This window comes from Methylobacterium sp. FW102-HT35C08, from assembly GCF_058790235.1.
The window spans coordinates 5619818-5639404 of record NZ_JBYTCL010000002.1; the positions used below are offsets into that span (position 1 = coordinate 5619818).

Consider the following 19587-nt stretch of genomic DNA (forward strand, 5'->3'; position numbering starts at 1 on the left):
AGAGGTCGGTCGGTTCGTCGGCGCCGGCGAGGCCCCCGGAGGAGGGGGGCACGGCGGGATCACGCGCCGGGCTGACCCTGCGTCACGGCCGCCGCGTCCATCCACATCAGCTCGATCACGTGGCCGTCGAGATCCTCGAGGTTGCGGCTGTACATCATCTCGCCCATCGCCTGCGGGGCCCTGAGGTCGGCGCGTCCTCCGGCGTCGACCGCTTGCGCGACGCGCGCATCGACCGCGGCCCGGCTCTCCTCGGACAGGCAGATCAGCACCTCGGTGGCGGTGCGGGCATCGGCGATCGGGCGCGGCGCGAAATGGGCGAAATGTGCGTGGCTGAGCAGCATCACCACGATCGCGTCGGAGAACACCATCGCGGCGGCCGTGCCCGGCTGGGAGAAGCGGGTGTCCCGCTCCGCCCCGAGGGCCGCGTAGAATCCGGCCGCGCGCGCGACGTCGGCCACGGGCAGGTTCACGAAGATCATCCGGGGCATCCGGCTCTCCCTTCCGCGGCAGGCGGCTCGACGTCCGGCCGGGCGTCTCGGAAACGGCGGGGCCGCGATCCGGCCCCGGCCGTCAGCGCCGGCCGCGCGGCGCCGGCGTCGGATCGGCGAGGGCCGGGACGGTCTTCGGCGAGCCCAGATCGTAGCTGCGGTTCTTCAGCGGATCGAGGCGCGTGCCCTCGGAGGCGTCGAACGCCCGCGAGCTCGGCGCCCCGGTTTCGAGGAAGGCCGCGTTCGTGTTGGTTCCGTTCCCCGCGGGCGCGCCGCCCGGCGCGTAGGCCGAGGCGCGGCCCGGCGTCGCCGGATCGGGGCCGGGCTCGACCTTATCGACCGCGTCCGGCGGCGCCTGCCGGCTCTTCTCCACCGCCCGCCAGCGGGCGACGTTGCGCTGATGCGCCTCGAGCGAATCGGCGAAGGCGTGCCCGCCGGTCCCGTCCGCCACGAAGAAGAGGTCCTTGGTCCGCGAGGGGTTGGCGACCGCCTCCAGGGCAGCCCGGCCGGGATTGGCGATCGGGCCCGGCGGCAGGCCCTCGATCACGTAGGTGTTGTAGGGCGTCGGCCGGTCGATCTCCGAGCGCATGATCCCGCGGCCGAGGGTGCCGCGGCCGCCCACGAGCCCGTAGACGATCGTCGGGTCGGATTGCAGCTTCATCCGCTTGTTCAGGCGGTTGATGAACACGCCCGCCACCCGCGGACGCTCGTCGGCGCGGCCGGTCTCCTTCTCGACGATCGAGGCCAGTGTGACCATCTCGGCCGGGGTCCGGACCGGCACGTCGGCGCTGCGCCGGAGCCAGATCTGGTTCAGCACCTCGCGCTGCTTGGCCTTCATCAGGTTGACGATCTGCTGTCGGGTGGCGCCGCGCTCGAACTTGTAGGTGTCGGGCAGGAGCGAGCCTTCAGCCGGGATGTCGTTGACCTCCCCGGTGAGCACGTCGTTGTCGTTGAGGCGGGTCACGATCTGCTCGGAGGTCAGGCCCTCCGGGAACGTGATGGCATGCTGGACCTGGCGGCCGGTGGCGATCGTGTCGAGCGTGTCGGCGATGCTCGCATGCGCCTTGAACACGTACTCGCCGGCCCGGAGCGCCGGCCGGCCGCCGAACCGGGCGGCGAACTCGAACAGGCCGGTATGGTCGATCACGCCCTCGCGCTTCAGCGTGTCGGCGATCTCGGACGTTCCGCTGTGGGTCGGGATCACCACGACCTTGTCGGCGGCGAGCGGTCCCGGCTCGCGGACCTGCCGCTGGAACAGCGTGATCCCGATCATCGCCGCGATGGCGATCACCACCGCGAAGGTCAGGGCCCCGCTGACGATGCCCACGAGCCCGCTCCGCTCGCGCTCGGGCTTCTCCGGCGGCGGCGGGGCGGCGGTCGGCTTGATCGCCTCGCCGGGCGAGCGCGGCGAGAGCCGCTGCGGCAGGGCCGGCCCGTCCGTCGGATCCAGCGCGGTGGTCTCGGGCGCGGGGGGCTTTGAGCGGCGGAAGAACATCGGGATCCTGTCTGGGCCCGCGCGACCCGTGACGCGTCGCGGGCCGGGATCGGCTGCCCGCAACCGGGTGCGCACGTCGAGGGCTCCGACCCTAGCCGGGTTTGTGGCGAAAATGCCGTTTCGCGGCGCGAGAGTCGACGGATCGGTTCCGTCAGTCGGGGGGCTGACAGGCGGCGCAGAAGAAGGTCGAGCGGTTGGCCTGCACGATGCGGGTGATCGCGCCGCCGCAGCCCGGCCGGCTGCAGGGCAGGCCGACCCGGTCGTAGACCCGGAAGGCGTGCTGGAAGGCGCCCGAACGGCCGTCGGTCTGCGCGTAGTCGCGCAGGGTCGAGCCGCCGGCCTCGACCGCCGCCTCCAGGACCGTCACGATCGCCTTCGCCAGGGCGTTGGCCTTGGCGGTCGGGCGGCCGTCGGGCTTGGCGAGGCTCCCGGCCGGCGCTTCCGGATGCAGGCGCGCCCGGTGCAGCGCCTCGCAGACGTAGATGTTTCCGAGACCCGCGATCAGCCGCTGGTCGAGGAGCGCGGCCTTCAGCGGCGCGGACTTGTGGCGGAACAGCCGCGCGATCACAGCCCCCGTGAGCCCGTCGAGGGGCTCGACGCCCATCCGGGCGAAGTGGCGGCAGGCGGCGAGATCCGCGCTCGGGACGAGATCCATGAAGCCGAAGCGGCGGGCATCGTTGTAGGTGACCGTGGCGCCGGTGCTCATGGCCATCACCACGTGGTCGTGCTTGGGGGTGCCCTGGGCCCCTTCGAGGTAGAAGTCCCCCGGCGACAGGTTGCGGCCGTCGGGCAGCGCCACGTCGAACCGGCCGCTCATGCCGAGATGCATGACGAGCGTCTCGCCCGAGTCGAGGTCGGCGGTCAGGTACTTGGCCCGGCGCGCGAGATGCGTGACGGCCCGCCCCTCGAGCCGGGCGGCGAAGCGCTCCGGGAACGGGAAGCGCAGATTGGCCCGGCGCAGGGTGACGCGGCTGAAACGCGCCCCCACCAGGGCGGGGGCCAGTCCGCGCCGTACGGTCTCGACTTCGGGAAGCTCCGGCATCTCTCGAACGGCTGTGTGTGCGGCGCCGCGTGCGCCGGGTCCCGATATCGGCGCGAACGGGCCCTGCCGCAACAGCATGGCCCCGCGCGGTTTGACGCCCCATTGGGTCGAGCAAGACGGCCAGAAGGCGCCTCCGGGTGGGCGGGGGAGACCGAAGGCCCTGCCGTTGGACGGATGCAGGCCGGAACGACGCGCGATGCCCTATCGGCGCCGCAGGCGCACATAGAGCGCGCCGCCGCCGCCGTGGTGGCGGGCGGCCTCCTCGAAGCCGAGGACGATCCCGCACAAGTCCGGCCCCCGGAGCCAGTGCGGCACGCTGCGGCGCAGGACTCCGCGCTCGGCGAAGGCCTCGGAATAGCCCGGTCCACCCTTGCCGGTGACGACCAGCACATAGGCATGTCCGGCGGCCCGCGCCCGCAGCAGGAAACCCGTGAGCGCGGCATGGGCCTCCGCCTGCACCATCCCGTGCAGGTCGATTCGCGCCTCGATGGGGAGGCGCCCGCGGCGCAGGCCGACCTTGGCGGTTCGCTCGAGACCCGCGCTCGGCGCGTGGTGCTGAGGCGGCGCCTGGTAGGGGGCGGCGGTCACGGGACGCGGCGGTGCCGCTGCCGGCTTGGGCGGAGGCTTTGACCGCGGCTTCTTGGCGGCCGGTGCCGCGCTCGGCTTCAGGATCGGGGCCGAGAGGGCCGGCATGGTGGCCGTCGGCGTCGCCGAGGAAGGGGCGGCCTCGGGGATCGGCGACGCGCGTCCGGGCAGCGGCGTCACCAGCTTGGCGATCGCGTCCCAGAGACGGGCCTCGCCCGCACTGAGGCGGCGCCCGCGGCGGGGCGCCCTCACGGCGCCCGCTCCCGGGACGCCTTGCGCTTCGGCAGCAGGACCACGAAGCCGATGGCATCGCGCAGGTTTCCAGCGACGATGCCGGCCCGGGCACCGGTGCCGACGAAGAGATCGCCGCGGGCCGGACCGACGATCGCCGATCCCGTGTCGGCGGCGATCACGAGGCGTCCCGCCGCGCCTTCGGCTCGATCGGGCAGCCTTCCGGCGAGCCAGAACGGCAGCCCATAGCGCCAGAGGCCGGCATCCACCGCGAGGCTGTAGCCGGGGCTCAAGGGCGCGTTCGCGGCCCCCGGGGGGCCGAGGGCCGGATCGGCCACGTCGGCGAGGCGGAAGAAGATGTAGGAGGCATTCGCGCGGATCAGCCGGCGGGCGGTGTCGGGATGGTCGCGCAGCCACCCGGTCCAGCGGGCGAGCGTCAGGCCCTCGAGGGGCAGGTGCCCCTCCTGCACGATCAGCTTGGCCACCGCCGTGTAGGGCCGGCCGTTGCGCCCGTCATAGAGGACCCGCACCGCGCGCCCGTCCGGCAGACGGACGCGCCCTGAGCCCTGCACCTGCAGCACGAGCAGATCGACCGCGTCGCGCAGCCACAGGATCGGCCGTGCCTGCGCGCCGAGCGCCCCGTCCTCGATGGCGGCGCGGTCGGGATAGGGCGCGAACCCGGCCGGGGTGGCCTGTGCGGCCCGCAGGGACGGATCGAGGCCGGGGCGGGTCTCGCCGGGGCCGAGGGACACGAGGTCGTCGGGGCGGGCGAGCACCGGAGTGGGGAAATCGGCGGTGGGATCGAGGGAGCCCTCGAGCTCCGGCTCGAAATAGCCGGTCAGGAAGCCGGGCTGCCCGGCGTCCGGCCGCTCCACGCGGAACGCGTCGAAATGATCGCGGAAGAACGTGGCGGCATCCGGAACGTCGTCCGCGGACGCCGCGCAGGCTTCGGCCAGGGCTGCGGGATCACCCGCCACACTCGCTTGCTGCGGCAGGGCCGGGGGCGGCGCGGTGCAGACCCGGCGGAAGGCGTCGCGCGCGGCGGCGGGATCCGGGCCGGGAAAGCCCGGCAGAGTCTCGATGGCGACGGGCGTCAGGACGGCGCCGCCGACCGTCTCAGGTGCGGCGCTGGCCGCATAGGTCAGGACGAGCTGGGTCAGGGCGAGCGCGGCGACGGCGGCCGGAACGGTTCCGGATCGGAGGCATGGCAGCGGCACGGCTTGGCTGCCACGCGTTCAGGCGCCGGCCTCGGTGGCCACGAGCTGCCAGTTCGGATCTCGCGAGCCGAGAGTGCGGGCGAAGGTCCAGACATCCGGTACTTCGACCACGGTCTCGGCGCTGCCATCGACCACCTTGCCCTCCGCGTTGCGGGTGGCCGTGATGAGGTTCGACAGGAAGCGCACGGTCACCTGCGCGACGCGGTTGCGCACCTCGACGGCGACGATCTCGGCCTTGTCGATCGACACGAAGGTGGTCTCCAGCGTCTGCCGGTTGCGCTCGCGCTCGACGATCGCGCGCTCGAACGCCTCGCCGACCTCCTTGGACAGGAGCCCGCGCAGGGTCTTCCGGTCGCCCTTGGCGAAGGCGATCATGATCGCCTCGTAGGCCGACTTGGCGCCCTCCAGGAAGGCGCGCGGATCGAAGCCGGGCTCGGCCTGGACGCAGGCCTCGAGGCCGCGCGCGATCTCGGAGCCGGGCTCGGCGATCCCGCGCCAGTCGCGCGGTGCCGCGGCCGGCGGCGGCGCGGGCTGAACCCGGTCGGCGCCCGGCAGGCGCACCACGTTGTCGCCGTCGGACCGCGCCTGGGGCTCGGTGCGGCTGCGATCGACCGGCTTGAACGGGGAGCGCTCCGCTCCGGTCTTCTGGCCGAGCACCGAGCGCAGACGCCAGATCACGAAGACTGCGAGCGCGAGGAAGATGATGGTCGTAACGTCGAAACTGTCCTGCATCACCGATCCGATGGTGGCCGCGGCAAGACCCTGTGCCGTTGGCTCAGGTCAGACGCGGTGCGGCGCCGTTGAGGCACGCATAGGTCCTGGCGACTCATATCCGACCAACGCGTAAGGAGCGAGCCGGTTGTACGCGTGCGGAGTCGGCTCGCGCGACTTGATCGCGATATGGGTCGCTCGGGCCGGCAACGCCAGCGTCGCGCCAGCTCGCTTGTCCAGGGATGGTCCGCGTGCTAGCGGCCCTGCAGTTTGGGCAGTTCCGCGGCTTTATCCAGCGGCACCCGCCGCGACACCAACCCGCGCCGGCCGCGCCGGCTGATCGAGAAGGATGATCCGCATGGCCGATTCCCCGGCAGCGAACGGCAACGGCGGCGGCATGCCGCAGGGCGACGTACCGACCATCAACGCCCTGGCGCAGTACACGAAGGATCTCTCCTTCGAGAACCCGAACGCGCCGCGCTCGCTGCAGCCCAAGGAGGGCCAGGGGCCGCAGATCAACATCCAGGTCAACGTCAACGCGCAGCAGCTCTCCGAGACCGATTTCGAGGTCGAGCTGAAGCTCGAGGGCGACGCCAAGGTCCAGAACGAGGTGCTGTTCGCCTTCGAGGTGACCTACGCGGGCGTGTTCCGCCTGCTGAACATTCCGGCCGACCAGATCCATCCGGCCGTGATGATCGAGTGCCCGCGCCTGCTGTTCCCCTTCGCCCGCCAGATCGTGGCCGAGGCGGTGCGCAACGGCGGCTTCCCGCCCCTGTACATCGACCCGATCGATTTCGTCGGTCTGTACCGGCAGAAGATGATCGAGCAGCAGGGCGCCCAGGGGCCGCTCGCCTCCTGAGGCTCACACCGGCGGCCCGTCAGCGGCCGCCGGGGTTCCGGTAGGCCGCCGCCAGAGCCCGCAGGGCCTGGGCGGCGCGCCCGTCCAGGCGGCGGGCGCGCAGCACGATCCAGGTCCGGGGCAATTCGGGCAGGCCGAGCCGCGCGCCGACCTCCATGGCGCCCGGCGGCGCGGTGCTCGGCGCCAGAGCCGCGACCGCGAGGCCGGCCGTGACCGCCGCCCCGACCGCCATCACGCCGCCGCCGACGAAGACCTCGGTCCAGGGCAGGCCCGCCGCGTCGAGGACGCGCGTCGCGGCACCCCGGACGTTGCACGGACCGGCGAGACCGGCGAGCCGCAGCGGCTCGCCCGCATGTGGTGCGGGAAAGTCCGGCGCGGCAAACCAGCCCAGGCGCTCTTCCGCCAGCACCGTTCCGTCGTGCCCGGACGCCGCTTCCGTGCGCAGTATTACCGCGTCGTAGCCGCCTTCGCCGGGCGCGTCGAAGGCGGCCGCGAGATCGCGCGACGCCACGATCCGCACCTCCGTAACGAGACCGGCCCCGTCGAGGCCGAGCCGCCTCAACAGAGCGGGGAGGCCCGGCCCGGCGACATGGTCGCTGATGCCGAGGCTCAGGCGGGCCGGCACCGTCCCCGCGACCTCCGCCAGCGCGCTGTCATGCGCCTCCAGAAGCCGCCGGGCCGCCGGCAGGAACTGCGCACCCTGTCGGGTCACGGCGACGTGCCGCGGCGTCCGGTCGAGGAGGCGCGTGCCGAGCCTGTCCTCCAGACGCTTGAGGCGCAGGCTGATCGCCGCCTGCGAGGTGGCAAGCGCCTCGGCGGCACGCGTGAAGCTGCCGAGATCGGCCACCCGAACGAAGGTCAGGACACCGTCGAGATCGAGAGGAGGTACGGTCATAAAAAAATGAAATGACAGACATCGGTTTCGATATGTCGCAGTTATCAAGCCGTCGTGCAAGCTTGCGGGCGCCAACGAGGTTTGCCCGATGCTGATCGCCCGATACCGTCACCGCCTGCCGGCCGACTACGACATGAACCGCATCCGTGCGCGCGTCGCTGAGCGGGCACCCGCCTGGGATGTCATGCCGGGGCTGGTCCTCAAGGCTGTCACGATCGAGGAGCGGGGCCGGGGTGCGGCGACGAACGCCTACAGCTCGCTCTATCTATGGCAGGACGCCGGCGCGGCGGCCGCCTTCCTGGCCGCTCCCGCTTTCCGAGCCGTCGTCGACAGCTTCGGGCGACCGCGTGTCGAGACTTGGCTGCTCTCGGCGGTGGATTTCGGGCCTGCCGCCACGGCCCGTTTCCTATCGGAGGAGTCACGCCTCGTCGCCCCCGAGGAGGATCTCGCCACGCTGAGCGAGACCGAGCGGACGCGCGGCCGCGCCATTGCCGGCGAGCCCGGCCTTCTCGGAACATTGGCCGGCCTCGATCCCGAGGGCTGGCGGCTGACCCGCTTCACGCTCCGGTCCGAGCCGGCCGCCGGTACGCCGGCCGTGGCGATCGCGCATCTCGCCCGTCCCGGCCTCGCCGCGGCGCGCGGCCACTGATCACCCGGCTTCCTTGGAGTGTCACGATGCCCCTGACCCGTATCTCCCTGCGCGCCGGCACGACGGAGGCTTATCGCGCCGCCCTCGTCTCCGGCATCTACGCCGCGATGCGCGAAACCTACGCGGTGCCGGACGGCGACCTGTTCACGGTCATCCACGAGCATGCGGCGGCGGATTTCATCTTCAGCCCGGAATATGTCGGCATCCGCCACAGCGTGGATCTCGTGATCGTCCAGATCATCGCGAGCGCCACCCGCAGCACCGCTCAGAAGCGGGCCCTCTACGCCGCCATCGCCGACAATCTCGGCCGCGATCCCGGGGTGAATCCGGCAGATGTCATCATCACTCTCGTCGAGGTCTCGCCCGAGAACTGGTCGTTCGGTCACGGCCTGATGACGTATGGACCTTCCGAATCCTGAGCCTGCGACGCGGATTCGCGCGGTCCACAGGTCCGGCGGCATACGGCCGCGGTTTGGTGCCGCGACGGGCGGCCCGGGCTTGACCGTAACCGGGTGCAAGTCCAGGTCCGGGGCCCGAAACGGCTCCAGGATCGCATGGCTCCCACCGCTAACCTTGCCCTGATCAACCTGTTCATCGGGGATATCCAGGGTGGCCTCGGGCCGTTCCTGGGGACCTGGCTGGCGGAGGCGGCATCGTGGAGCCCGGCGCGGGTGGGGTTCGTCATCACCCTGGTCGGGTTCGGCACCCTGTTTCTCAGCGGCCCGTTCGGCGCCCTGGTCGACCGCTCCCGCTCACCGCGCCTCCTGATCGCCCTGGCCTGCGGGGCGATCCTGGCGGGCACGCTGCTGCTGCTTCCGGCGCGCAGCTTCCCCGCCGTGCTGTGCGCGCAGCTTCTCGCGGCGGCGGGCGGGACCCTGCTGCTGCCGGCCGTCGCGGCCCTCACCCTCGGCATCGTCGGCAAGGACCGCTTCCCAAAGCAGCAGGGCCGCAACCAGGCGTTCAACCATCTCGGCATCCTGATCGCGGCCGGCGGCATCAGCCTCGGAACGGGCTATTTCGGCCCCGCCATCGCGTTCTGGGTCCTCGGCGGAATGGCGGTCGCGGCGATCGTCGCGACGCTGACGACGCCGGCCGGCGCCTGGAACCGCCGCCGGGCCGTCGGCTGGAAAGAGGACGACGAGGACGAGCCGGAGCGCAGCGGCATCCGGCAGGTTCTCGGCAACCGCCGGCTGCTGGTGCTGACCGTGGCGCTGACCCTGTTCAACCTGGGCAACGGCGGCATGCTCTCGCTGCTCGGCCAGAAGCTCGTGGCCACCGCCGCGGACGCCACCACCTGGACGGCACGCTACGTGATGGTGGCGCAACTCGTGATGGTGCCGGTGGCGCTGTTCGCCGGATCGCTTGCGGACAGGCGGGGCCGCCGCCAGATGCTGATGGTCGCCTTCGCGGTCTTGCCGGTCCGCGCGCTGATGTCGGGCCTGATCGACGATCCGGTCTGGCTGATCGCCGCCGAGGTGCTGGACGGCGTGGCTTCGGGCATCGTCGGCGTGGCCGTGCCGGTGGTGGTGGCCGACCTGACCTGGGGCTCCGGGCGGACCCAGACGGCGCTGGGCAGCGTCAATGCGGTGCAGGGTGTCGGAGGCGCCCTGTCGAGCTGGTACGGCGGCTTGGCTTACAGCATGGTCGGCTGGACCGGCGCGTTTCTCGCCCTCGGGCTACCGGCGCTGATCGCCCTTGCGCTGGTGATCTGGCTCGACGCAACCCCAGAGCCCGGCCGCCGCCGCCGTCGGCGGGAACGGCACAGCGCCGCCGTCCAGAGCGCTTGAACCGGCAGCGCGATCAGGGAGCCCAATCGACCCGTCTTTGCGAGCGCGGCGGAGCGATCGAGAGCCGCTCCTGATCGGGTTGCGCCAGGCGGCAGGCCACTTCGAAGAGCGGTCGTCCAACTCCTGCCCCTCATCCAGAGGTGCCCGCGTCAGCGGGCCTCGAAGGAGGCTCCAGCCAGCCGCGCGATCCCTGGAGGTCTCCTTCGGGGCCTCCGCTGCACTCCGGCATTTCAGGATGAGGGGGAGGGATCGGGCACCGCGGCCCAGGACGCGGTCCTTTCCTGTGACCCAACGCGGTCGGGAGCGGCTCTAGATCGCGCTACGGTCCTGACCTCTCGCTAACCCTGAGCCGCTTCGCTACACGCGTTGAGGGTGGCGCAGCGAGCAGCTGAAACCTCAAAACGCGAAAGCCCGGCCGAGGCCGGGCTTCGGGACGACGCGTCGTGCCGGTCAGCCGATATGCGGGCTGCCGGTGGCGGCCGGGAAGCGATCGGCCAGGGCACGACGCAGCTTCTCCAGGGCGCGGTTCTCGATTTGACGGACCCGCTCCTTCGAGATGCCGAGACGCTGCCCGAGGGCTTCGAGGGTCGCCTGATCCTCGGCGAGGCGACGCTCGCGCAGGATGCGCAGCTCGCGCTCGGACAGGACGGTCAGTGCCTGCTGCAGCCAGCTGAGGCGACGCTCGCCATCGACCGTCGCGCTCACGGTCTCGTCCGGCAGGTCGGCACCGTCGACCAGAAAGTCCATCCGCTCCGAGGAGGCGTCGTTGTCCTCGCCCACCGGGGCGTTGAGCGACATATCGGGACCGGACAGGCGCGCATCCATCAGGGCGACGTCGTCGCGCGAGACGCCGATCGCGCTGGCGATGCGGCGGTGGATCTCATCGCCGACATGCTCCTCGGTGGATTGCATCAGCCGGGCACGCAGCCGGCGCAGGTTGAAGAACAACGCCTTCTGGGCCGAGGACGTCCCGCCGCGCACGATCGACCAGTTGCGCAGGATGTAATCCTGGATCGAGGCCCGGATCCACCAGGTCGCGTATGTCGAGAAGCGAACGTCCCGCTCCGGCTCAAAGCGGGCGGCCGCCTCCATCAGGCCGACATGCCCCTCTTGGACGAGATCGGCCATCGGCAGGCCGTAATGACGAAAACGCCCCGCCAGGGCGATGACGAGGCGCATATGGGCTGAGATCAGGCGATGGAGGGCGCGCTCGTCACGATCGTCCTTCCAGCGGACGGCGAGGCCACGTTCTTCCTCCCGGGCCAGGAAGGGCGCCTCCATGGCAGTCCGTATGAACTGCCGACGAATTCCCGCGATCTCAGCCATCCGCCTGCCTCTTGTTGTCGAGTGCTGTTGCGGCGCCGGACCTGCTGCCCGGCGCGCAGGCGTCACCGAGGGGCGACGCCAGGCAACCGACAACGGAAGGCTGAACGCGAAAGTTCCGCCGCGTTGCCCCAGAATGCGACAGTCGGCCGGCCACGATTTCGTGTTCTCTCGGGATCAGATGGGCTTCGCTGCCGCTCCGTCCAGTCCCGGATCGCTCGAAGATGTCCGGCCGGCTGGCGGCGGGCGCGTCAGCAGGCCAAAAAAAACCCGGCCACCGGGGCCGGGTCTGTCGTTGCTTCAGGGCGTGGCCGGCCTCAGGCCGCCTCCTCCTGAATGTCGTCGCCTTCGCTGTCACCCTCGGCTTCGGCCTCGGGCTCCGCCTCGCTCTTGGCCCGCCGCGGCGACTTCGCAAGGCTCTGCTCGATGAGCTTGAGGGCCTCCGTCTCGGTGATGCGGTTTACCGAGGAGATCTCGCGCACGATCCGGTCGAGGGCGGCCTCGTACAGCTGACGCTCGGAATAGGATTGCTCGGGCTGAGCCTCGGAGCGGAAGAGGTCGCGCACCACTTCGGTGACGGCCAGCAGGTCGCCCGAGTTGATCTTGGCCTCGTATTCCTGGGCGCGGCGCGACCACATGGTGCGCTTGATCCGGGCGCGGCCGGTCAGCAGGTCCAGGGCCTTCTTCACCAGCTCCGGCTCGGCCAGCTTGCGCATACCGACGCTGTTGGCCTTCGCGGTGGGGACGCGCAGAACCATCTTGTCCTTCTCGAACGACACCACGAACAGCTCAAGCTTGTAACCCGCGATCTCCTGCTCCTCGATCGCGGTGATGCGACCGACGCCGTGGGCCGGATACACGACGGCCTCGCCGGTCTTGAAGCCCTGCCGGCCTGTGGTCGTCGTCTTCTTGGCTGTGGTCATGCGAGAAGGGCCTCCACTGGCGCGCAGCGTTTCGACGCCGCGCGAAACCGTGTTCTTCCGGGCGGGACACCCGGTTTGCCTCGCCGCTCCCAGGACCTTCGCCAAAGTGCGAGATCCCGGGCGTTCCCCGGCGCGGCCGCGCAAAAGCCTGGAACGTCCGCCGAAGTCGCCTTCAGCGGTCGGTCGCGTACTACTCCTAACCCACGAAGATCGAAGGTGTTTCGGCTGGAGGAAGCACGTCAGGCGCAAGCGACGGCAGACCGATTGTGTACCACAATCCGGCGCGCAGATCAAAGCATACCTGAAGACGCACACGCATGCCCTGCGCGGCGACGAAGAGTTTTACACCGGCGTAGCCGGGCAGAAATGCCGCAGCTGCGGATCAGGGCTTCGTAAGACGCAGGCCAAGCAACGTCACCGCACGCGATGGTCTGCCGGCAAAACTCTGCCCGCTGGGTCGCCTCGGGCGAGATGCAGTGGGAAAGCCTGTGGACCCGCCGCCCAGTTCAGTCGCCGGAGCCGGGGTTGGGCGAGAAATGGGCTTCCAGTTTCCCCGTCTTGCCGTCCCAATCCTTGGCGTCGGCCGGGGCTTCCTTCTTCTGCGTGATGTTGGGCCAGGTCTTGGCATAGTCGGCGTTCAGCTTCAGCCACGTGTCGAGGTTCGACTCGGTGTCGGGCTTGATCGCCTCGGCCGGGCATTCCGGCTCGCAGACCCCGCAATCGATGCACTCGTCCGGGTGGATGACGAGCATGTTCTCGCCTTCGTAGAAGCAATCCACCGGACAGACCTCGACGCAGTCCGTGTACTTGCACTTGATGCAATTGTCGGTGACGACGTAGGTCATCGGATGTCTTCGTCCTAAAACACGACTTGGCCCGGGCGGAGCCTGGGGACGGCCCGCACGCCCGGGTGGCGCTGCGAGGGGACGCCGGTGAGGTCCGGCGCGGAGCCGGGCTTCGAAGGCCACGGCTCTAGACGCTGCCTCTCGGGCTGACAAGCGCGCGGGCGCCGCATGTTGTGCTGCCGATCGCTCTCAGGACGGTTGTGACCCCGTCGCGTCACTCGGTGGGATCCGCGTGAACGGAGCCGCCCGACAGATCGTCGTAGAGAAGCCGCGCCTCCGGGGCCGGTCCGCGCCGCGCGCCGAGGCCGAGAACCCGCACGGCCAGCGTGGCGTGCGGCGCGGCGACCGTCACCACGTCGCCGATGCCGATACCCTTCGCCGGGTTGTCGGCGCGCGTCCCGTTCACCCGAACGAAACCGTCCGAAGCCAGCCGCGCGGCGAGGGACCGGGTCCGCGCGAAACGCGCGAACCACAGCCATTTGTCGAGGCGCTGCCGGTCCTCCCGCATGCGCGGGGATCAGCGCTTCCCGCCGTCGCCGGCTTCGAGCTGCGCCTTGAGCGCGGCCAGCTTGGCGAAGGGTGAATCCGGATCCGGCGCCCGCTCCCGCCGCGGCGGCCGCTGATCGGGCCGCGGACCCGCATGGCGCTGCTCGGCGCCGCGCTGATCGTCCCGGCGCTCCGGCCTGCCGCCCTCGAAGCGGTCGCGACGGGGGCCGCGATCCCGTCCCGGACGCGGTCCGCCGTCTCCGCCCTCGGCCGCCCGGCGGTGCTCCGGCCGACCGCCCTCGGGACGTCCCTGTCCCGGGTGCTGACCCTGCTGGCCACCGTCGCGGCCGCGGCCGGCGCCGCGGGGACGGTTCTGCGGACGCTGATGGGTCGGGCGCTGATGGCGCTGCAGGCGCCACACCTCGATCTGCGGCACCTCTGCGGTCGGCTCGCCGTCCGGGGGCGCGGTTTCCGACGCCGCCTCGGCGGTCACGTCGCCAGCCGCGTCGGCGGCCGCTTTGGCGACGGCCTCGGCCGGCTCAGACCCTGCCTCGCTCTCGGCCACGACGGGCGCCTCGGGCGCTTCGGCCGGCTGATCCACCTCGGCAGCGCCTGCCTCGGCCGGAGGCGTGTCCGCCGCCGGCTCCTCGACGGCCGCGATTTCGGTTTCCGGAGCCGGGATCTCGGCGGGGGACTCCTCGGCTCCGCTCGCGGAGACCTCTTCCGCGGAGGCGTGGGCCTCCTCGGCGGAGCCTTCGCCGCGCTCGGCCGCTTCCGAGGAGGCCTCGTCGTCGGTCGGTTCGGCGGCATCCGCCTGCGCGGTGACCGCCTCATCGGAGGCGGCCTCGGCGGCAGCCGCCGGTACGGCCGGCGCGGTGGCGGCGGCCGGGACGAGCGGCACGGTGATGGCCGGGCCGAGGCGCGCCTCGGAATTGTAGCCGAGCGACTTCAGGATCGAGGCGAAATCCTCGCCCGAGCAGCCGACCAGCGAGGTCATGCCGACGGTGGCCACGAAGCCGTCGCCGTCGGCGGTGCCGTCCGGCGGGGCGCCCGGCGTGGTGCCGGGCCGGTAGGCGATCGCCGGGCGGATCAGATCGGCGAGCCGCTCCAGGATGTCGACGCGCACGGCGCGCTCGCCGCTGACCCGGAAGCCGGCGGCGCGGTAGAGGCCCTTGGCGATCTCCCGATCGACCTTGATCGAGGTGCGGCCGGAACCGGCGAGATGCGCGATCTCGTCGAGGCCGCGCTGGTCGAGGCCGCCGTTGCGCAGGGCCCAGAGCTGGGCCGCGAGGGTGCGGGGCGCCGGCTTGAGCAGGGCCGGCAGGAAGATGTGATAGGCGCCGAACCGGACACCGTGGCGGCGCAGGGCCCCGCGGCCGTCCTGATCGAGGCTGCGCATCTCGTGCGCGACCTTCGAGCGCTCCAGCACGCCCAGCGCCTCGACCACCTGGTAGCCGATCCCCTTGGCGAGACCGGTGAGGTCGGCCGCGGTCTCGATCTCCATGAGCGGCCCGAGGAGGCGCACGATGGTGGCCTTCAGCCACGCGTCGAGGCGCGCTTCGACCTTCTCGCGATGGGCACCGGTCAGGCTGTCGTCCGCCAGCAGACGGATCTGCGGGGCGAACAGCTTCTCGCCGGGGGTGAGCTTGGCGACGGGCGCGCCGGTCCAGCGGATCGTGCCGTCGTGCGCGAGCACGAGGGTCGAATCGGCGGTGGCGCCGAACCGGTCGGCCCGCGCCTCGATCTCGCCGGCGAGCGCCTTCTCGGCGGCACTCCTCAGGGTCTTGGCTTCGTGCCCCTCAGCGCTGGCATCGGGAACGAACAGGAATCCGTGAAGGTGGCCGACATGCTGACCCTCGACGGTGACGTCACCGTCGGCGGTAATCTGGGCTTCGAGCATCGTGTTCTCTCTCAGGCGCCGCATCAGGACGCTTGTGCGCCGGTCGACGAAGCGGCTCGCGAGGCGTTCGTGCAGGGCGTCGGACAGCCTGTCCTCTACCCGACGCGTCTCGCCCTGCCAATGTTCTGGGTCGCGCAGCCAGTCGGGTCTGTTGGCGACGAACGTCCAGGTGCGTCCTTGGGCGATCCGACGGGACAGGGTGTCGATGTCGCCGTCGGTGCGGTCGATCATCGCCACCTGCTCGGCGAACCACGTGTCGGGGATCCGCCCGGCCATGCCCTTCATGAGGAATCGGTAGAGCTGGGCCACGAGGTCGGCATGCACCTGCGGGTGGACCTTGCGGTAATCCGGCACGCCGCAGGTGTCCCAGAGCCGCCGAACCGTGGCGGCGCTCCGCGCCATGTCGCGGATGTCCTCCTCCTTCATCAGGATCTCGAGGGCCTGCTGGTCCTCGCCCATGGGGGCGCGGGTCAGGCCCGATTCGCGCGGGTGCTCGTCGAGGCTCGCCTGCAGCGCCTCCAGGTTGCCGAACGCGAGATCCGGGTTGCGCCATTGCAGGATGCGCAACGGGTCGAAGTCGTGGCTCTCGAGGCGCTCCACCAGCTCGGGCTCGAAGGGCGGGCAGCGGCCGGTGGAGCCGAAGGTGCCGTCCGCGAGGTGCCGCCCGGCCCGGCCGGCGATCTGGCCCATCTCGGCGGGGGTGAGCTTGCGGAAGCGGGTGCCGTCGTACTTCCAGTTGGCCGCGAAGGCGACGTGGTCGACGTCGAGGTTGAGCCCCATCCCGACCGCGTCGGTGGCGACGAGGTAATCCACGTCGCCCGCCTGGTACATCTCGACCTGGGCGTTGCGCGTCCGGGGCGAGAGCGCGCCCAGCACCACCGCGGCGCCACCGCGCTGGCGGCGGATCAGCTCGGCGATGGCGTAGACCTCCTCGGCCGAGAAGGCGACGATGGCGGTGCGGCGGGGCAGACGCGAGAGCCGCTTCTCCCCCGCAAAGGTCAGCTGCGACAGCCGCGGCCGGGTGGTGGTGTGGACGTTTGGGATCAGGCTCTGGACCAGCGGCAGCACGGTCGAGGAGCCGATCAGCAGGGTCTCCTCCCGGCCGCGCACGTAGAGCAGGCGGTCGGTGAAAACGTGGCCGCGATCCATGTCGGCGGCGAGCTGGATCTCGTCGATCGCCACGAACGCCACGTCGAGGTCGCGGGGCATCGCCTCGATGGTGCAGATCCAGTAGCGCGGCCGGTCCGGTTTTATTTTCTCTTCCCCGGTCACCAGCGCGACCTTTTCCGGGCCGACCTTGGCGACGACGCGCAGGTAGACCTCCCGGGCGAGGAGCCGCAGGGGCAGCCCGATCATCCCGGTCGGGTGCGCGAGCATCCGCTCAATGGCGAGATGCGTCTTGCCGGTGTTGGTCGGCCCGAGGACTGCCGTGACGCCGCGGGCGCGGGCGTCTCGGGACAGCGAGCGGCTGGGCGAGGGGCGAAGCAAGGCGTCGATGGTCGGCGATTCCTTTGGACCGGAAGGCCGTCGCGGCGCCGGCAGGGCGCGGAGCGGGGGATGCTGGGGCGGCCGGTCGCGTCAGGGACGATAGGGCCGGATCGATCCTCCCCCATATGGGATGCCGCCGCCGCCAGGTCCAACCTGCGGCGTGATGAGCGGGTAGACGTCGATCTGCGTCGTCGGCGTGCCCGGCTGGGGCGCCACATCGGCGCAGAGCGTGTCGGGCATCGCCACAAGCGGGCCGCGGCGGTGCTCGACGATCTCGGCCGATGAGTAGGCGTCGCCGCCGCAGCCGGATTCCGCGGTGCCGGCGGTCAGCGGTCGCGCGGCGGCCGGGCCGCCGAGGACGGTCAGGGCGAGGGCGATTCGGAGGGCAGTCGGGCGCATCCGCGGATTATCGCGCGGCGGATGAAGATTTCGTCCACGGCCTCCGTCGCCGCTTCGCAGTGCCCGCGATGCAGTGGGAAACGAAGGGTCCAACCGGAAGCGGCTCAATCCACGCCTTCCACCAGCACCACCTCGCCGATCCCCGCCGGCCGGCGCTTCTCGATCGCGGCCTGATACTCGGGCGAGAAGTAGTAGGTGCGCGCCGCCTCGTAGGATTCGAATTCCAGCACGACGTTGCGCGGACGGGCCTCGCCCTCGAGCGCTTCGCTGCGGCCGCCCCGGACCAGCGGCTTGCAGCCGTACTTGCGCATGGCCTCGGAGGCCATGGCGGCGTAGTCCTTGTAGGCGTCCGGGTCGGTGACCGTCATCCGGACGATGATGTAGCCTTTGGGCACTGGCTGACCTCCCTGGCGCGGCGGACGCGCCGGGCGGAAGTGCCGGGAAAGCCGCCGCCGGTCAAACCGCCCTTACTGCCCGGCCAGGCTCGCCTGCGCGACGCTGCCGCCGGCGGCGCCGGCCGTCGCGGTCGTGGTCGGATTGCCGCCCTGGCTCCAGCGCGTGGCCTCGATGATGTTGGTGCCGATCGTGGTGAGCACGGAGATGCGCAGCGGGATCAGGACGCGCGTTCCCTCGACGGGGGCGAGCCAGACCGACATCTCGCGGTTCTCCTCCATGAACTTCACCCCCGGCCGGTCCGGGCGGTGGCCGGCCACCGCCTGATAGCGGGCGTTGCACACGAGAACTTGGCCGGCATAGCCGGGCTTCTGCACCGGGCGGGTCTCGGCGTAGCTGAGCACCACGTTGAAGCGGGTCGCGCCGTCGAAGACCGGCAGCGTCCGATTGCAATTCTCCGGATCGAGGGGCTCGCCGCGCCCCTGGGTTGGCATCAGCAGGGCACTCACCGGGTCGATGATGCCGCGCTTGTTGGCCGGAGTGACCGGCACGCGGTCCTGCATGTCGATGAGCGGCGGCGTGACCTCGGCCTGGACCACGTTCCCGTGCGCCAGGGCCATGCGCACCGCGATGCCGGAACTCGCCGTCTGCGTTGCGATGGCGAAGGCGCCGGGCTGCGGCGCGGCCGAGAAGCTCCCGGAGGCCCGGGCCGAGCCCTTGCCGCCGGTGATCGCGCCGACGAGGCCGGTGAGCACCGCCGACACGTCCATCGCGTAGCGGTCGCGGTCGAAGGATCCGGCGAGACGCGCCGTGCCGATCGGCAGGCCGGCGAGATTGATGCCGTAATCCACCGCCACGGTCGCGGCGGCCGGAGCGGCGCGTTTCCCGCGTGACCCGCGCGCGGCGGCATCGGCCGGGGCCGCGAGGGCCGCGACCGCGAGAAGGCTGCCCGCGAGGCACCCGACAGCGTGCTTCGTCACAGGCTTGATCATCCGACCGATTGGCGTGGCGCTCATGATCCGGATCGCATCCCAGGGCGGGCGGCCCAAGACACCCGCTCGAACACACCCTCTCGAACACCCGCTCGTCGGCATCCTCTCGACGCCCGGAGCCGGGAGAGGCACCTTCCTGCAGGTGGAAGAAGGCTATATCCCGGCATCGTGGTTAACAGACCGTTGGACGGCCGAGGCGCCGCCTCTGGCCGCCGGCACCTTGACGCGGCGCGGCTTTGTCACCTATAGGCTCGCGCCTTCAACAGGACTCCGCCGGACCTGGAACACGCAATGGGCGCCGCCCGCTGCGACGATGATCGCGCCGGTCGCGATCGGGTCTATTCGGACGGAACGAGACGGGATCGTTTTTTATCATGGCGCGCCGCTGCGAACTCACCGGCAAGGCCGTTCAGGTCGGCCACCTCGTGAGCCACTCGAACCGCAAGACCAAGTGCCGGTTCCTGCCGAACCTGTGCAACGTCACCCTCCAGTCCGACGCGCTCGGCAAGCGGGTGCGCCTGCGGGTCACCGCGCATGCCCTGCGCTCGGTGGAGCACCGCGGCGGCCTCGACGCCTTCCTGATCAAGGCCGGCGAGGGCGACCTGTCGCAGACCGCGCGCCTCCTGAAGCGCGAGATCCACAAGAAGCTCGCCGAGGTCCCGGCCGCCGCGGCCTGAGGCTTCGGGCTTCACGCCCCTCATCGGACGGTTTAAGCCGCCGTGGCCATCGAGGCCGCGGCGGTTTCCGCTTGCGTGCGGTACGTCGCCGGATCCGGGCGGCCCAGTGGCGCCTTCATCCTGAGGTGCCCATGCCGGGCGGCCTCGAACGAGGGCTCCAGGTTTCTCAGTTTCTCCTGAAGGCCTCGTTCGAGGCTTCGCT

At 71.2% G+C, this 19587-nt stretch carries 20 protein-coding genes; 5 read left to right on the forward strand and 15 right to left on the reverse strand.

Annotation, left to right across the window (positions count from 1 at the left end; all coding sequences use genetic code 11):
* Positions 1–59: 59 nt before the first annotated feature.
* The 6 genes from AC3WSN_RS26930 to AC3WSN_RS26955 form a co-directional block, all read right to left on the reverse strand.
* A complete protein-coding gene (locus tag AC3WSN_RS26930) occupies positions 60–488 on the reverse strand; it encodes a VOC family protein (RefSeq protein ID WP_492542153.1) in 429 nt (142 codons plus the stop codon).
* 82 nt (positions 489–570) lie between these two features.
* Positions 571–1983 carry an endolytic transglycosylase MltG gene (gene mltG, locus AC3WSN_RS26935; protein ID WP_192706269.1) on the reverse strand — a complete coding sequence of 471 codons (1413 nt, stop codon included), beginning with the start codon at positions 1981–1983 and terminating at the stop codon, positions 571–573.
* Positions 1984–2134: 151 nt separating this feature from the next.
* Positions 2135–3025 carry a bifunctional DNA-formamidopyrimidine glycosylase/DNA-(apurinic or apyrimidinic site) lyase gene (gene mutM, locus AC3WSN_RS26940; RefSeq protein ID WP_192706270.1) on the reverse strand — a complete coding sequence of 297 codons (891 nt, stop codon included), beginning with the start codon at positions 3023–3025 and terminating at the stop codon, positions 2135–2137.
* A 201-nt stretch (positions 3026–3226) separates the two neighbouring features.
* Positions 3227–3862 carry a Smr/MutS family protein gene (locus AC3WSN_RS26945; RefSeq protein ID WP_492542155.1) on the reverse strand — a complete coding sequence of 212 codons (636 nt, stop codon included), beginning with the start codon at positions 3860–3862 and terminating at the stop codon, positions 3227–3229.
* Positions 3859–5052, reverse strand: a complete 1194-nt coding sequence (gene mltA / locus AC3WSN_RS26950; RefSeq protein ID WP_492543272.1) for a murein transglycosylase A — start codon at positions 5050–5052, stop codon at positions 3859–3861. Before mltA ends, AC3WSN_RS26945 begins: the two co-directional genes overlap by 4 nt.
* 24 nt (positions 5053–5076) lie before the next feature.
* The gene (locus tag AC3WSN_RS26955) at positions 5077–5790 is read right to left on the reverse strand and encodes a Tim44/TimA family putative adaptor protein (RefSeq protein ID WP_192707318.1); all 714 of its coding nucleotides are present in this window, start codon (positions 5788–5790) and stop codon (positions 5077–5079) included.
* Between the two features lie 337 nt (positions 5791–6127).
* Here AC3WSN_RS26955 and secB point away from each other — a divergent pair, with 337 nt between their 5' ends.
* Positions 6128–6628 carry a protein-export chaperone SecB gene (gene secB, locus AC3WSN_RS26960; protein ID WP_192706273.1) on the forward strand — a complete coding sequence of 167 codons (501 nt, stop codon included), beginning with the start codon at positions 6128–6130 and terminating at the stop codon, positions 6626–6628.
* 19 nt (positions 6629–6647) lie between these two features.
* Here the strand turns inward: secB and AC3WSN_RS26965 are convergent, their stop codons facing one another.
* The gene (locus AC3WSN_RS26965; RefSeq protein WP_192706274.1) at positions 6648–7523 is read right to left on the reverse strand and encodes a LysR family transcriptional regulator; all 876 of its coding nucleotides are present in this window, start codon (positions 7521–7523) and stop codon (positions 6648–6650) included.
* An 88-nt stretch (positions 7524–7611) separates the two neighbouring features.
* Between AC3WSN_RS26965 and AC3WSN_RS26970 the strand changes: the two genes are divergently transcribed.
* The 3 genes from AC3WSN_RS26970 (at position 7612) to AC3WSN_RS26980 (ending at position 9959) form a co-directional block, all read left to right on the forward strand.
* A complete protein-coding gene (locus AC3WSN_RS26970; protein ID WP_492542158.1) occupies positions 7612–8172 on the forward strand; it encodes a DUF4865 family protein in 561 nt (186 codons plus the stop codon).
* A gap of 26 nt (positions 8173–8198) precedes the next feature.
* On the forward strand, positions 8199–8591 hold the full coding sequence (locus AC3WSN_RS26975) for a tautomerase family protein (RefSeq protein WP_492542160.1): 393 nt from the start codon (positions 8199–8201) through the stop codon (positions 8589–8591).
* 135 nt (positions 8592–8726) lie between these two features.
* Entirely contained in the window at positions 8727–9959 is a 1233-nt protein-coding gene (locus AC3WSN_RS26980) for an MFS transporter (protein WP_192706277.1), read from the forward strand.
* 450 nt (positions 9960–10409) lie between these two features.
* Here the strand turns inward: AC3WSN_RS26980 and AC3WSN_RS26985 are convergent, their stop codons facing one another.
* The 8 genes from AC3WSN_RS26985 to AC3WSN_RS27020 all read right to left on the reverse strand — a co-directional run bounded on the left by AC3WSN_RS26985 (position 10410) and on the right by AC3WSN_RS27020 (position 18708).
* Complete coding sequence (locus tag AC3WSN_RS26985; RefSeq protein WP_192706278.1) at positions 10410–11285, reverse strand: RNA polymerase factor sigma-32; 876 nt, start codon at positions 11283–11285, stop codon at positions 10410–10412.
* A 314-nt stretch (positions 11286–11599) separates the two neighbouring features.
* Complete coding sequence (locus tag AC3WSN_RS26990; RefSeq protein ID WP_192706279.1) at positions 11600–12205, reverse strand: CarD family transcriptional regulator; 606 nt, start codon at positions 12203–12205, stop codon at positions 11600–11602.
* A gap of 506 nt (positions 12206–12711) precedes the next feature.
* Positions 12712–13050, reverse strand: a complete 339-nt coding sequence (fdxA, locus tag AC3WSN_RS26995) for a ferredoxin FdxA (protein WP_192706280.1) — start codon at positions 13048–13050, stop codon at positions 12712–12714.
* A gap of 214 nt (positions 13051–13264) precedes the next feature.
* The gene (locus AC3WSN_RS27000) at positions 13265–13558 is read right to left on the reverse strand and encodes an RNA-binding S4 domain-containing protein (protein WP_192706281.1); all 294 of its coding nucleotides are present in this window, start codon (positions 13556–13558) and stop codon (positions 13265–13267) included.
* A gap of 9 nt (positions 13559–13567) precedes the next feature.
* A complete protein-coding gene (locus tag AC3WSN_RS27005) occupies positions 13568–16924 on the reverse strand; it encodes a helicase-related protein (protein WP_492542163.1) in 3357 nt (1118 codons plus the stop codon).
* 90 nt (positions 16925–17014) lie between these two features.
* Positions 17015–17323, reverse strand: a complete 309-nt coding sequence (locus AC3WSN_RS27010) for a hypothetical protein (protein ID WP_492542165.1) — start codon at positions 17321–17323, stop codon at positions 17015–17017.
* A gap of 104 nt (positions 17324–17427) precedes the next feature.
* Positions 17428–17718 carry a DUF1330 domain-containing protein gene (locus AC3WSN_RS27015; protein ID WP_192706283.1) on the reverse strand — a complete coding sequence of 97 codons (291 nt, stop codon included), beginning with the start codon at positions 17716–17718 and terminating at the stop codon, positions 17428–17430.
* 72 nt (positions 17719–17790) lie between these two features.
* Positions 17791–18708 (reverse strand): DUF3108 domain-containing protein, encoded by a 918-nt coding sequence (locus AC3WSN_RS27020; RefSeq protein WP_492543274.1) that lies wholly within the window; start codon positions 18706–18708, stop codon positions 17791–17793.
* A 374-nt stretch (positions 18709–19082) separates the two neighbouring features.
* Here AC3WSN_RS27020 and rpmB point away from each other — a divergent pair, with 374 nt between their 5' ends.
* Entirely contained in the window at positions 19083–19385 is a 303-nt protein-coding gene (gene rpmB, locus AC3WSN_RS27025; protein ID WP_492542167.1) for a 50S ribosomal protein L28, read from the forward strand.
* Positions 19386–19587: the final 202 nt, after the last annotated feature.